This is a genomic window from Streptomyces sp. NPDC047917 (assembly GCF_043204345.1).
Taxonomy (GTDB): Bacteria; Actinomycetota; Actinomycetes; order Streptomycetales; family Streptomycetaceae; genus Streptomyces; species Streptomyces sanglieri.
The window spans coordinates 57,817-72,578 of record NZ_JBIDCA010000017.1; the positions used below are offsets into that span (position 1 = coordinate 57,817).

5 protein-coding genes are annotated in these 14,762 nt (G+C 74.3%); all 5 read right to left on the bottom strand.

The window, feature by feature from the left end:
* Position 1: 1 nt before the first annotated feature.
* The 5 genes from ACGF8B_RS35155 to ACGF8B_RS35175 are packed head-to-tail and all read right to left on the bottom strand — an operon-like array spanning position 2 to position 14,549.
* Complete coding sequence (locus ACGF8B_RS35155) at positions 2-3,976, bottom strand: amino acid adenylation domain-containing protein (RefSeq protein WP_392746314.1); 3,975 nt, start codon at positions 3,974-3,976, stop codon at positions 2-4.
* Positions 3,973-8,658, bottom strand: coding sequence for an amino acid adenylation domain-containing protein (locus ACGF8B_RS35160; RefSeq protein ID WP_392746316.1), 4,686 nt, complete (start codon positions 8,656-8,658; stop codon positions 3,973-3,975). The genes ACGF8B_RS35155 and ACGF8B_RS35160 overlap by 4 nt, the downstream gene beginning before the upstream one ends.
* Positions 8,658-9,710, bottom strand: a complete 1,053-nt coding sequence (locus ACGF8B_RS35165) for a MupA/Atu3671 family FMN-dependent luciferase-like monooxygenase (RefSeq protein WP_392746317.1) — start codon at positions 9,708-9,710, stop codon at positions 8,658-8,660. The genes ACGF8B_RS35160 and ACGF8B_RS35165 overlap by 1 nt, the downstream gene beginning before the upstream one ends.
* On the bottom strand, positions 9,695-13,219 hold the full coding sequence (locus ACGF8B_RS35170; RefSeq protein WP_392746319.1) for an amino acid adenylation domain-containing protein: 3,525 nt from the start codon (positions 13,217-13,219) through the stop codon (positions 9,695-9,697). Before ACGF8B_RS35170 ends, ACGF8B_RS35165 begins: the two co-directional genes overlap by 16 nt.
* Entirely contained in the window at positions 13,203-14,549 is a 1,347-nt protein-coding gene (locus tag ACGF8B_RS35175; protein WP_392746321.1) for an MFS transporter, read from the bottom strand. Before ACGF8B_RS35175 ends, ACGF8B_RS35170 begins: the two co-directional genes overlap by 17 nt.
* Between the last annotated feature and the right edge of the window lie 213 nt (positions 14,550-14,762).

Sequence of the window (14,762 nt, forward strand, 5' to 3'; positions counted from 1 at the left end):
CTCAGTCCCCTCGGAGGGCGGTTTCGATGACCGCGGCGATCATGGCCGCCGGGCCCTGGGTGAGTACGTCGCTGTGACCGCAGTCCAGTTCGTGCACGTCGAGCGCGGCGGTCACGCGCTGCCAGGCCCCGGTCTTCTCGGCCGTGGTCGGCCAGTCGTCGCGCGTCGCGGAGAAGAGCGTCGTCGTGCCGTCGTAGGGGGACGGGTGCCAGTCCCGTACCAGCCGGGTGTGATGCGCCCCGACATCGACGAGGGTGTGCAACCGGTCCTCGGAGAGGCCGTCGAAGCTGCCCCCGCGAGCCTGGGAGAAGACCGCGGACCGCTCCAACGGGCCTTCCGGCAACGCCAGTTCCGGAGCGTGGGAGTGGAGCAGGATGCGCAGCATCTCGTCCTCGACGGCGGCGGGGTCCAGTGGGGTGCCCCTGATCCGCTCCGGCATCGGCATGGCGTCCACCACGGCGAGCATCCGGACCTCCTCGCCCTCCCGGCGCAGCCGCACCGCCAGTTCATGGGCGAGCGGACCGCCGAAGGACCGGCCGAGCAGCAGATACGGTCCGCGCGGCCGGAGCTGGCGGACGCTGCGCAGATACAGGTCCGCCATCTCGTCCATGGTGGCCGGGAGCCCGCCGGCACCGGCCAGCAGTGCCGGGCTCTGCAGGGTGTGCACCGGGCGGTCCGGTGCGAGGTGCGGGAGCAGGTTCACGTACGACCAGCCGATACCGAGCCCCGGATGCACACAGATGAGCGGGGTGCGGTCGCCGCCGGTCCGCAGGGTGAGTACATGCTCCAGGCTGTTGTGGTGCGGTTCGTCCGGAACGGTCGCGGATCCGGCGCGTCCTCGGGCGGGCCGCAGCGGTATCCGCGCGGCGCGGCCGTCGCCGGACGGCGGTGCGTCGAGCAGCGCGGCGAGACCGGCCGGGGTCGGCGCGTCGAACAGGGCGGAGACCGGGATCCGTACCCCGAGCACCGTCTCGATCTTCGACTTCAGGCGCAGCGCGGTCAGCGAATGGCCGCCGGCCCGGAAGAAGTCGGTGCCGGGCCCGACCGCGGGAACCCCGAGCACCGTCCCGAACAGGGCGCACAGCTCCCGCTCGCGCGGGGTGAGCGGTGCCCGGTCGGCCACCGGCTCCCCGGTCGGCCCGGGGTCGGGGAGCGCGGCCCGGTCGGCCTTCCCGTGCCGGGTGAGCGGCACCTCGTCGATCCGGGCCCACAGCGACGGAACCAGGTGTGCGGGCAACTGCTCGGCGGCATGTGCCCGCACCCGGGCGAGGGTACGGTGCCACCGCTCCTCCGGGTCGCCGCGGCCCTCGTCCGGGCTCCGCTCCGGCACCAGCCAGGCGGCCAGCAGTTTGCCGCCCGCCGCGTCCCGCCGGGCACCGACCACGGCCCGCGCCACACCGGGGCAGCTCGCGAGCGCGGCCTCGACCTCGGCGGGCTCCACACGGAAGCCGCGCACCTTGACCTGGTCGTCGGCCCGGCCCGCGAACTCCAGGACGCCGTCCGGCGTCCAGCGGGCCAGGTCCCCGGTGCGGTACATGCGGCTGCCGGGCGGCCCGTACGGATCGGCCACGAACCGTTCCGAGGTGGCGGCCGGCCGGCCGAGGTAGCCCTGGGCGAGACCGCTGCCGCCGAGGTAGAGCTCACCGGTGGCACCCGCCGGGACCGGGCGCAGCCGGTCGTCCAGGACATGGGCGCGGGTGTTGTCCAGGGGGCGCCCGACGGGCACGGCCCCCGTACGGCGGGCGCTCTGCCCGTCGGCGGTGTGGGCGGTGGCGAACACCGTCGTCTCGGTGGGGCCGTAGCCGTTGACGACCACCGTGTCCGGGCAGTGCTCCCGGATCCGGAGCACCGTGTCGGGTGCCAGGACGTCGCCGCCGGACCACACCTCACGGAGCCCGGACAGTGCGCCGGGCGCGATCTCTGCGACGGTGCGCAGCAGTTCGGGCGTGAGCATGAGCGCGGTGACCCGCCGCTCCCGCACCACTCGCTCCAGCAGCTCCGGGGTGACCGCCTCGGCGGGGGCCACGACCACGGTCCCGCCGTTCAGGAGCGGGATCCACACCTCGTAGGTGGAGGCGTCGAAGGTGTACGGGTTGTGCAGCAGCACCCGGTCGTGGGCACCGCCCGCGAAGCGGCCGTCGGCGGCGAGTTCGGTGATCGCCCGCTGCGGGACGACCACCCCCTTGGGCTCCCCGGTGGAGCCGGAGGTGTAGATCACGCAGGCGGCGGACCCGGGATGGGTCTCGGTCCGGTCGAAGGGCACGGGCCCGGACGCCTCGGTGACGTCCAGCACCGCGACCCCCGCGGGCAGCCGTGCGGCACTCCGGTCCGTCCCCGAGGTGAGGACCAGGGAGGGGGCCGCCGCGTCCATCAGCCGGGCCAGCCGCTCCGCCGGGTGCGCCGGGTCCAGGGGGAGCCAGCAGGCGCCCGCCTTGAGCACCGCGAGCTGGGCCACGATCAGCGCCGCCGAACGGGGCAGCAGCAGGGCCACGGTGTGCCCCGGCGCCACACCGGCCCGCACGAGACGGCCGGCCAGCCGGTCCGAAGCGGCGTCGAGCCCGGCATAGCTGAGCGTCTCGCCGTCCGTGTCGACGGCCGGTGCGTCCGGGGTGCGGGCCACCTGGGCGGCGAACCGCCCGGCCGGGGTGGCGGGTCCGGCGGTCGTGCGGGCCGGGCCGTCCGCCAGGGCCAGCAGCCGGCGCCGCTCCGCCGCGGGGAGCGCGTCGACGTCCGCCACCGGCATCCGCGGCGAGTCGGCCAGCTGCTCCAGTACGTGTGCCAGGCGCTCGGCGATCGCCGGCGCAGAGATGCCCCGGCGGCAGCTCACGGACAGCAGCAGCCGGTCCTCGGCCACCGCCGCGATGGTGACCGGGTAGTGCGTCGCGTCCGCCACCTTCGCCAGGCGGACCACGTCGGGACCGTCCTCGCTCCCGGAACCGCGCGGGAAGTTCTCGAAGGCGAGGATCGAGTCGAAGAGTTCACCGGCCCCCACGGCGCGCTGTACCTCGGCGGCGCGGGCGTGGTGGTGCTCCAGCAGCCGGGACTGCTCGTCCTGGATCCGGCACAGCAGCTCGTCGACGCGCTCGTCGTCCCGCAGCCGGACCCGTACCGGCAGGGTGTTGATGAACAGGCCCACCATCGACTCGACGCCGGGCAGATCGTGCGGGCGCCCCGAGACGACCGCTCCGAAGACCTGGTCGCGGGAGCCGGTCAGCCTGGCCAGGACCAGCGCCCAGGAGACCTGGACCAGGGTGTTGAGGGTGACGCCCGCGGTCGCGGCCCGGCGCACCAGCCGCTCGGTGAGGCCGGTGGACAGCCACAGCCGCGAACGGTCCGGTGCCGCGTCCGGTCCGGCCGGGGCCAGCAGTGCCGGCCGCTCCAGACCCGCCAGCGACTCGCACCACGCGGCTTCGGCCTTGTTCCGGTCCTGACCGCCCAGCCACACCAGATAGTCCCGGTAGGGCGCGGCGGGCGGCAGCGGCCGGCCGGTCACGAGGGCGGCGAGGTCCCGCTCGACCACCGGCATCGACCAGCCGTCCAGCAGGATGTGGTGGAAGGACACGATCAGTTCGGCACCGGTGCCGTGCCGCAGGAACGTGGCACGGACCAGGGGCGGGCGGGCCATGTCGAAGCGGAGCGCCGCGTCCTCGCGGAGCACCTCCTCGGTCCGCGCGTCCGCGTCGTCCGTGGAGAGCCCCGTCAGGTCCACTTCCGTCCACGGCACCTCGACCGCTTTCGGTACGACCTGGACCGGCCGGTCCAGGCGCTCGTGCCGGAAGCAGGCACGCAGATTCGGATGCCGGTCCAGGAGCGCGGTGACCGACGCCCGTACCGTGTCCCCGCCGATCGCGGGGCCGATCACGAACCGGGCCTGCACCAGATAGGGGTCCGGGCCCGCGGTCTGCCGGGCGGCGTGGAACAGCAGGCCCTCCTGGAGCGGGGAGAGCGGCAGTACGTCCGCGATGCGCGCGTTCATCGCCGGTCCTCCTCGTCGTCGGCGGTGTCGAGGTCACCGAAGTCCAGCTCCTGCGCGAGCAGTTCGAGCTGGTCCCCGGTCAGGTCGACGAGCGGGAAGTCGGACGGGGCGTGGACGGCCGTGCCGTCCGGTCCGCAGTGGTCCGCGAGGACACGGAGCGCCTCGGACCAGGCCCCGGCCAGGGCGCGCATCCCGTCCTCGGTGAACGCCCCGGACGGGTAGGAGAAGCTCGCCTCCAGCACGGGCTCGCCGTTCTCCTCCCGGGCCAGCACATCCACCTCCAGGGTGTGCGCCAGCGGCACGGCGTCCGGGCCAGGTTCGAGCAGCCGCCCGCCCGCCGCGTCGGCCGCGGCGAACCGGCCCAGATAGTTGAAGCGGACATCGGGCGCGGGGAGCGCGGCGAGCGCCGGCCCGGTCTCCGGGTGGAGGTAGCGCAGCAGACCCCAGCCGAGCCCGCCGGAGGGCACCGCGAGCAGCTGCTCCTTGACACACTTCAGGGCCTCGCCGGGCCGGCCGCCGGGCACCACCGACGCCGCTCCCAGGTCGAGGCGGACCGGGTACTGGGTGGTGAACCAGCCGACCGTTCCGGACACGTCGACCGGGGCGGAGAGCGCCTCGCGGCCGTGGCCCTCCAGGTGGACGACCAGCGAGGATCCGCTGCCGCGCCGCTGGACGGCCGCCGCGGTCAGGGCGGTCAGCATCACCGCGTCGGGGCGGCAGTTGAAGGCGCCCGGCAGAGTGAGGAGCACGCTGCGGGTGAGGCCGGGGTCCAGGTCGAAGGTGAGGGTCTCCCGCCGGCCACCCGGTTCCGCCTCCTCGGCGAGCCGGGCGGTGCCGTCCATCAACTGCTGCTTCCACCAGGGGAGTTCATCGATCCGCAGTGCGGCCTCGCGGGAGAGCAGCCGGGACCACCGGGTGAACGAGGACGTTCCCGTGGGCGCGGCGTCGTCCGTGGAGCGGCCGTCCAGCGCCGCGGCGAGCTCCTGCCCGAGCACCCGCCAGGAGAACCCGTCCACCGCCAGATGGTGCACGGTGAGCAGCAGGGCACCGGGCCGGCCGGAGCCGGGGTCGAGCCACACCGCCCGCACCATCTCGCCGTCCTCGGGGCGCAGCGTGACGGTGCGCGCCAGCTCCGTCGCCCGGGAGTGCAGATCGGCGTCCGCCGGCACGGCCACCCGGACGGCCCGCGCGGCCGGGGGCGCGCTCTCCTCGGGAACGTGGAGCTCCCAGCCGGTGTCGTCCTCGCACACCAGGCGCATCCGCAGCGCGGCGTGCCGCTCGGTCAGTACGGAGACGGCCTCCTCGATCGCGGCGAGTCCGGTGCCGGGCGCGAGCGGGAACAGCATGGACTGGGTGAACGCGGCGGTGTCCCGGACCTGTTCGCGCCACCAGTGCATCACCGGGGTGAGGGGCAGCCGCCCGGTCCCGGTGTCCTCCTCCTCCGGGGCGTCGCCCTCGGGCGTACGGGCCAGCACGGCCAGCCGGGCCGGGGTGCGTACGGTGAACACGTCGTGCGGGGAGAACACCAGACCGGCCGTACGGGCCCGCGCGGCCAGCTGGATCGCCATGATGCTGTCGCCGCCGAGGCGGAAGAAGTCGTCGTCCGCACCGGCCTGTCCGACGTCCAGCAGCTCCGCGAAGAGCCCGCACAGGAGCTCCTCGCGCGCCGACCCGGGAAGCCGGACGGTGTCCGCGGTCCGGGCGGCGGGCGCGGGCAGCGCGGCCCGGTCGAGCTTGCCGTGCGACGACAACGGCAGCGCGTCCAGTGCCACCACCGCGGCCGGGACCATGGCCGCGGGCAGCCGCCCGGAGGCGTGCAGCAGCAGCGCGTCCTCGTCGATCCGCGCTCCCGGCGCGGGCACCACGTACGCCACCAGCTGTGCGGAGCCGGCCCGGTCGTGCCGTACGACGGCCACCGCCCGTTCCACGCAGGGGTGTTCGGCGAGCGCGGCGGCGATCTCGCCGGGCTCGATGCGCAGCCCGCGCAGCTTCACCTGCTCGTCGCAGCGCCCCAGGTAGTACGTGTTCCCGCGGTCGTCGCGGTGGGCGAGGTCGCCGGTGCGGTACATGCGGCTGCCGGGCGGACCGTAGGGATCGGCGACGAACCGCTCGGCGGTGAGCGCGGCCCGGCCCAGGTAGCCGTGGGCGAGCGCGCCGCCCGCCAGGTACAGCTCACCGCCCGCCCCGGCGGGGACCGGCCGGAGCCGTTCGTCCAGGAGGTAGGCGGTGGTGCCCGCCACCGGTGTGCCGATCGGCGGCGCCGTCCCGTCGGCGTCCAGCGGTCCGGAGACGGTGGAGACGACCGTCGATTCGGTGGGCCCGTAGGCGTTGTGGAAACGCCGGCCGGCGACGGCCCAGCGGGCCACCAGCTGAGGCGGGCAGGCCTCCGCGCCGACGACGAGGGCGCGCAGCTCCGGATGCGGAGCGGCCGGTACGGTCGCCAGCACCGACGGCGGGACGAACGCGCAGGAGATCCGCCGCTCGGTCAGTACCGCCCCGAGGTCCTCGCCCACCAGCGGCCCCCGCTCCGGCAGCACCAGCGTTCCGCCGGAGCCGAAGGCCAGACACAGTTCACCGACCGAGATGTCGAAGGAGGGCGGCCCGAGCTGGAGCACCCGGCTGCCCGCCTCCAGTGCGAGGCCGTCCACCAGGCTCCGGGTGAGCGCCGCCACCCCGGCATGGCCGACCACCACGCCCTTGGGGGTGCCGGTGGAGCCGGAGGTGTGGATGACATGGGCGGCGTCGTGGAGTTCCGGGCCGCCCGGCGGCAGCGGCTCCCCGGCCCAGGCGTCCTCGTCCAGGACCAGGACCGGCAGACCGGTGTCCAGGGGCTCCGCGCCGGGTTCGGTGACCAGGAGCACCGGCGCGGCCCCGGCGAGGACCCGGCGGATGCGCTCGGCCGGGTGGGCGGGGTCGACCGGCAGATAGGCGGCGCCGGCCCGCTGCACGGCCAGCGCCGCCACCGGCCAGTCGCTGCCACGGGCGAGCGCCAGGGCCACGATCCGCCCGGGACCGGCCCCCAGGCGCACCAGACGGCCCGCCAGCCGGGCCACCCGGTCGTCCAGTCGGGCATAGCTCAGGGTGCGCCCGGGAGATTCGACGGCCGGCGCGTCCGGTGTGCGGGCCGCCTGCCGGGTCACCAGCTCGGGCAGCGGCACGGTGGCGGGGGCGGCGGGCCCGGCCGAACCGGCGAGCAGCTCGCCGCGCATGGCCGGGGGCACCACGTCGATGTCGCCGATGAGCGCGTCCGGGTCGGCGGTGATCCGCTTCAGGAGCTCGACGTAACACTGCGTCCAGCGGGCCACCGTCTCGGCGTCGAAGACATCGGTACGCAGCCCGAAGCTGCCCTCCATGCCGTCACCGCTGTCCTTCACCACCCCGACCAGGTCGTGCTCGCCGCCCGTGTGGATCCGCTCGGGCTCCGCGAACTCCTTCATCACCGAGACGCTCGGCTGCTGCGTCAGGTGCATGAAGACCCACTGGTACAGCGGGGCCCGGCCCGCGCTGCGCTCGGGTGCGGCGGCCGACACGATCCGGCCCACGGGCACGTCCGCGTTGGCCATCAGATCCGGGAAGTCGATCGCGAACCCGGCGAGCAGCTCGGCGAACGACCGGTCCGGAGCGACCTTCCAGCGGGTCGGCACGGCATTCATGACGTACCCGATGACCTGGTCGAGGCCCTTGGCCGCGCGGTTGGCGATGGGGGTGCCGATCACCAGGTCGTCGGCGCCGCTGACCCGGTGAGCCAGCACGGCGAACGCCGCCATCAGGACGACGTACACCGAGGCGCCGCGCTCCCGGGCCAGGGCCCGCACGGCGGCGGTGGTCGGCGCGTCGATGCGGAAGGGCACCTGCGCGATGCCCTCGCCCCCGGTGGCGCCGCCGTTGCTGCCCGGCACCGTCAGCGGACCGGGCGGGTCGGCGAGATAGCGCCGCCAGAAGTCGAGCCGGCTCGCGAAGACCCCGGACTCCGCCAACTCGCTCTGCCAGGACGAGAAATCGGCGTACTGCACGGCCGGCCGGGTCAGCGGCGGCTCCAGCCCGTCGCGCAGCGCGCCGTAGGCCCGCGCGAACTCGTTCTGCAGCACGTCGAAGGACCACCAGTCGCTGATGGTGTGGTGCAGACTCAGCATCAGCGTGGAACGCCGCTCGTCGACCCGGACGAACCGGGCCCGGATCAGCTTGTCCCGGGCGAGGTCGAAGGGGCGGCTGCGGAAGGTCTCGAAGGCCTCGTCGATCGAGCGGCCGGTGCCCCGCAGATCCTCGCGCTCCAGGTCGAAGGACCCGTCGTCGTCGGGGAACTCGACATGCAGTTCGCCCGACGGATCCGTCACGATCCGGGTCCGCAGGATGTCGTGGTGACGCTGGATCAGCGTCAGCGCCTGCTCCAGGTGCGCCGGGTCGACGGGCCGCTCGAAGTGGTAGGCGGCGCACAGGTTGAGCGCCGGGGTGCCGGGATACAGCGAGTCGTACACCCACAGGTCGTGCTGCGCGGGGCTGAGCGGCACCCGGCGGGCCGGGTCGCGCGGCGGTACGACGGCGGGTATCTCGCGGGCCCGGCCCGCCTCCAGGAGGCGGCGCAGCAGACGGACCCGCTGTTCCCGGCCCAGTGCGACGAACCGGTCGGCCATGGAGGGGGATGCCGCGACCGGGACGGTGCGCGAAACGGTGGGGGCGCTCATCACAGGTTCTCTTTCAGTTCGGCCAACCGGTGCAGCCCGGCCAGTACGTCGTCCCGTCCGATGCCGAAGTCGATGAAGCAGGCGACCTCGTCCACGCCCAGCTCCGCCAGATCGGCGAGCATCTTGGCGCAGTGGCCCGGGGAGCCGAGCAGGCTGCCCCAGCTCAGATAGCGCTCGAACGCGAAGTCGGCGAGCATCGCGGTCTGTTCCTCGGTGAGGGCCGCGGTCGTGGCGTCCGCGGAACGGTTCGCCGCGGTCTGGCGTACGTACGAGGAGAGGTAGGTCTTCAGGGGGGCGCCCGCCATCCGGCGGACCTCCGCGTCGTCGGTTCCCACGTAGGTGTGGGCCATCAGCGTGACCCGGCCGTGCGCGTCGGTGCCCCGCTGGTCGGGGGCCCCGGCACAGGCGGTGCGGTAGCGGGCGATCCTCTCGGCCAGCTCGTCCCGGCTCTGCCCGACGGTCGCGCCGAGCACTCCGGCGCGCAGCCGGCCGGCCGCCTCCCAGGTCTCCGGGTTGCCGGACGTGGTGACCCACAGCGGCAGGGTGTCCTGCACGGGCCGGGGCTGGGGTGTGACGGAGACCGGGTCGCCCGTGCCGTCGGGGTACTCGGCGGGCTCGCCCGCCCACAGCGCCCGCAGCCGGGGGATCGTCTCCAGGGCGGTCCGCCGGCGGTCGGCGTACTGCTCGGGGGCCAGCGTGAAGTCCTTGGAGTGCCAGCCGGTGGCGACGGAGAGGCCGACCCGCCCGTGCGAGAGGTTGTCCACGACGGCCCAGTCCTCCGCCACCCGCAGCGGATGGTGCAGTGGCAGGACGACACTGCCCGCGCGGATCCCGATCCGCTCGGTGGCGACGGCGAGCGCCGCGCTGAGCACCGGCGGACTCGGGAAGACCTGCCCCACCTGCTGGAAGTGGCGCTCGGGGGTCCAGACGGCGTGGAACCCCAGCCGGTCGGCGGTCCGGGCCACGGCGAGGATGTCCTCGTACGTCTCGGTGTGCCGGGCCTCGCCGGCGGTGGTGCTGTCCGCACCGAAGAACATCACACTGAGGTCCACTGCCACTCCTCCTGCTTTCTGCCGGTCTGGGTCTGGGGTTCCGTGCGGCGCGGCACCCGGGGGCGTCGCGGAATGGGGGAAGCGCCGGCGGGGGCGGGCAGTTCGACCGCCCGTTCCAGCTCGGCGGCGAAGGCGGCGACCGTGGGCGCGGCGAACAACTGCGCCACCGTCACCCGCCGTCCGGCGCCGAGCCGGGCCACGGCGCGCACCGCGCGCAGCGAGTTGCCGCCGAGGGCGAAGAAGTCGTCGTCCGGACCGGCGCTCAGCACGCCGAGGACGTCACACCACACGGCGGAGATCTCCCGCTCCAGAGCGGTCATCGGCCGCTCGGTGACCGCCTGGCGCCGGACCGGTGCCGCGATCCGGTCGCTGCGGCCGGCCGGCCGCGGGGGCGCGGCGACGCCCAGCCGCGACAGGGGCGTGCCGGGGGCGGTCGCGGCCTCCTCCAGGGCCTGCGGCAGGGCGTCTGCGAGCCACTGGACGAACTCCGCCTCCAGTGCCTGCCCGCGGTACTCGAAGGTCAGTGTCAGCCCGTCCGGCGTACCCTCGGCCGAGGTGGAGTCCGTGACGTCCACCAGGAGTTCGAACCGGGCGGCGCCGGTGCGCACCACCTCGACCCCGTCCTCGGCACCGGGCAGCACGACCTCGGCCCGGGCGTTGTTCTGGAGTGCCAGGACCACATCGGTGAACGGCTGACGGCCGGGGGAGCGCGGCGGGTTGAGCGCGCCGACCACGTCCTCGAACGGCACGTCCTGGTGGCTGAACGCGGCGAGGTCCGTCTCCCTCACCCGGGCCAGCACCTCGGCGCAGGTGGGATCGCCGGACAGATCGGTGCGCAGCACCAGCATGTTGACGAAGAACCCGACGACGTCCTCGACGCTGCCGTCCCCGGCGCGTCCGGCCACCGGCGCGCCGATCGCCAGGTCCTCGCCCGCCCCCGCCCGAACCAGCACGGTGGCCAGTGCGGCGTGCAGGGCCATGAAGAGGGTGGCGCCCCCGGCGCGGGCCGACTCGACCACCCGGGCGTGCGCCGCCGCGTCGAGCCTGCGCACCACGACCCGCGCTTCGGGACCGGGTACGGGGGGACGCCCGGCGCGGCGGGGCAGCAGCGGTCCGTCGGCCGCCAGCCCGTCCAGCTCCTTGCGCCAGTACGTGAGCTGACGGGTGGCGAGGGCATGCGGATCGGTCGGCGAGCCGAGCCGGTCGAGCTGGTGGCGGGCGTGCTCCGCGTACTGCACGGTGAGCGGCGGCAGCCCGGTCGTCTCCGTGCCGTCCACCCGTGCCCGGTAGGCGCGGGACAGATCGCGGAAGAGCGGTCGCAGCGACCACCCGTCCCCGGCGATGTGGTGGACCAGCACCAGCAGAGCGTGCTCGTCCGGCCGCTCCCGGGAGGTGAACAGGGTGGCGCGCACGGGGAGTTCGGTGCGCAGATCGAAACGGTGGCGGGCCTCCCGCTCGATCTCCCGGTCCGTCGCGGCCCCGGCGGTCCGCAGCTGCCGGAACGGAGGCCGAGCGGCCGCCCCGCTCAGCACCCGGCGTACGGGGGAGCCGTCGCGCTCCTCGAAGACGGTGCGGAGCACTTCGTGGCGTTCGGCGACCAGAGCCAGCGCGTCGTCCAGCGCGGCTACGTCGACCGCGCCCCGCAGCCGGACCAGCATCGGCAGGTTGTACGCGGCACCGGCCCCGATCCGGTCCAGGAACCACAGCCGGTGCTGCGCGTGCGACACCGGGAGCGTCCCGGAGGAGTCACCGGGTGCGGCGGCCGGTGCGGGACGCGCCGGGGGAGCGGTGTCGACGAACGGGGCGAGCAGCGCCGCGGTGGGCGCCTCGAAGAGCCCGCGGATGTCGATCTCGGCGCCGAGCACGGCACGGATCCGGCCCAGCAGCCGGGCGGCGAGCAGGGAGTGGCCGCCCAGCGCGAAGAAGTCGTCGTCGGGGCCGACCCGGTCCGTGTGCAGCACCTGGGCGAACAGCTCGCACAGGGTGGCCACGGTGCCGCTCACCGCAGCCCGGCCGGCGAGGACCGTCGTGGTCCGGGGCTCCGGCAGGGCGGCCCGGTCCAGCTTTCCGCCGGCGGTCAGCGGCAGCTCGTCCAGCGCCACGAAGACCGCCGGCACCAGGTAGTCGGCCAGCACACCACTGGCGTAGGCGCGCAACTCCGCCTCCCGGAAGCCCTGCCGGGCACCGCCGCTCGGGACGACGTACGCGGTGAGCTGGCGGTCGCCCGCCGGATGCTCATGGGCGACGACCGCGGCCCGGTCGATGCCGGGGTGCCGGGTCAGTACGCTCTCGACCTCGCCCGGCTCCACCCGGAAGCCCCGGATCTTCACCTGGCTGTCGGCCCGGCCCAGATATTCGAGAACCCCGTCGGCGCGGCGCCGCCCGAGGTCACCGGTGCGGTAGACACGCTCACCGGACGGGGAGGCGACGAAGCGTTCGGCGGTCAGCGCGGGCCGTCCGCGGTAGTCGCGGGCGAGGCCCGCCCCGGCGGCGTAGATCTCGCCGCGCTGCCCGTCCGGCACCGGACGCAGCTCCTCGTCGAGGACGTACAGCCGCTTGCCCGCCAGCGGACGGCCGATCGGCACCGGGCCCCGGCCGAGCCCGTCGGCTCTCACCGGGTGGACGGTCAGGAAAACCATGCACTCGACGGGGCCGTATCCGTTGCTCAGCCGCAGCTCCGGCCGGCGCTCCAGGGCGCGGGCCGCGTGCGGCGCCGACATGGCCTCGCCGCCCACCACGAGTTCCCGCAGTCCGTCCATCACCTGCGGGTACTCGTCGACGACGACATTGAAGAGGGACGCCGAGAGGTACATGGAGGTGATGCCGTGCTCGGCGACCAGCCGGGCCATCAGGAAGGGCTCGGGGCGCCGCCCGGGGTGCAGGACGCAGGTCCCGCCGTTCATGAGCGGCCCCCACAGCTCCAGCGCGAACGCGTCCCAGGACAGCGGCGCGCACTGGAGCCAGACCGCGCCGGGGCCGAAGGACGCGAAGCTCTGCCCGGTGAGGGTGGCGGTGATCGCGTGGTGCGATGCGGCGATGCCCTTCGGCCGCCCGGTCGATCCGGAGGTGAACATCACGCAGGCGATGTCGTCGGGCCGGACCGGGACGGCGCCGCGCGGCAGCGGCCGCGCCCCGTCGGCGTCCTCGATGTGCACCCGGGCCGTGTCGAGGGCCCCGGGCACGGAGTCGCGGGCCGTGACCACCACGGTGGCCCCGGCGTCCTCGGCCATCGCGCGCAGCCGTTCGGCGGGGAAGGCGGGGTCCAGCATCACGTAGCCCGCCCCGGCCTTGAGGATGCCGAGGATCGTCACGACGAGAGCGGTGGAGCGCTCCAGGTACACGCCGACCGTGTCGCCGGGCCGGATGCCCCGCGCGGCCAGCAGACCCGCCAGCCGGCCGGCCCGCTCGTCGAGTCCGGCGTAGTCGGTCCGTTCGCCGCCGTCGATCAGGGCCGTCGCGCCGGGCGTCCGCGCCGCCTGCTCCTCGAAGAGCTCATGCACGCACCTCATCGCGGTCACCTCCCCGGCTCTCGCTCTGCCCGGCCGGCTCCCGCGGTGTGTCGAGGTCGGGCAGCAGGGTGTCGATCTCCCTGATCGAGCGGCTGGCCAGCCCCCAGAGGGCGACCGCGGTGCCGCCGACGCCGGCGAGGAACAACATGGCCGCCATGCCGCTGCCCGGACCGTTGCCGACGAGGGGGCCGAGCACGGTGAAGAGCCCGGAACCCCGGGCGGCCATCGGCTCGAAGACGTGGTCGGCGAGCGGCCCGGAGACCGCCATCGCCAGGGGCACGGAGATCTGGGACAGGAACATCACCGCGCCGAAGACCCGGCCCTGCCATTCGTGCGGGACCTTGGTCTGCACGATCGTCTGCATCGAGGCGTTGACCGTGGTCATGAGCAGGGCGCCGATCAGGATGGCCAGGCACCACCCGGTCACATCGCCCACCAGGCCCATCACCACCAGGGCGGACAGGCACATGCCGACCACGCCGAGCATCATGCCCCGGCCCCGGTTCGCGGGACCGCCCCAGGCGGCCATGAGCAGGGCACCGGCCACTCCGCCGACGCCGACGGAGGTGTTGACCGCGGCGAGCGCGCCGTTGCCGGCCCGGAGCAGCACCATCGGCGAGATGAGGGCGAAGCCGAAGACCATCACGAGGTTGACGACACAGAAGTTGACGATCAGCTCGCGCAGGCCGGGGATCCGGAACAGGTAGCGCAGTCCTTCGACGGCGTCCGCGGTGATCCGCCTGCGCGGTGCGTCGGGGTTCTTCGTCACCCGGTCGCCGTTGAAGCGCACGATCTGGATGCCGATGAGGGCGAACGCGTAGCTGGCCACGTCGACCAGGAGCGTCGGCCCGATCCCGAAGAGCGCGACGAGCAGACCGCCCAGCGCGGGACCGCCGATCCCGGCGGCACTCTTCGCACCGGCCAACAGTCCGTTGGTGCGGTCCAGCTGGTCCTTGCGGACCAGCAGGGGAACGGCCGAGGACAGGGCCGGGAACTGGAAGGCGGCACAGATGCCGAGCAGGACGGTGGCCGGATAGACCTGCCAGGCCTGGAAGGCGCCGACATAGTGCAGCAGGGCCAGCGAGCCGACGACGAGGAGTCCGCCGGCGTCGGCTATCCGCAGCGCGGTGCGCTTGCGTATACGGTCGACGATTGCGCCCGCAATGGGACTGAACACGGCCTGCGGCAGCATGGCGCACAGCGAGAGGACGGTGACGTCGGTCGCCTTCCCGCCGGCCGACCAGACCTCGACGATGAAGGCGAACCGGACCGCCGCGCTTCCCGCCAGGGACACCGCCTGTCCGGACCAGACGAGGAGAAAGGGCCCCATTCCCGAGAACCGACCGGGAATGTCCGTTGATTTCCGGGCGCCCATCAGGACTCGGACCCCTTGTGCACCGACATCCGGCACAAGGTGCCGGAGCCGTCGAACGGTGTGGTTGCCACGCCTCAATCCCCCAGGATGTCGCGTCCCATGCGGATCACCACGGATCCCTGTCTGAATCGAACGGCGTCATCATGCGGCGACCGATTACCGCTGCGT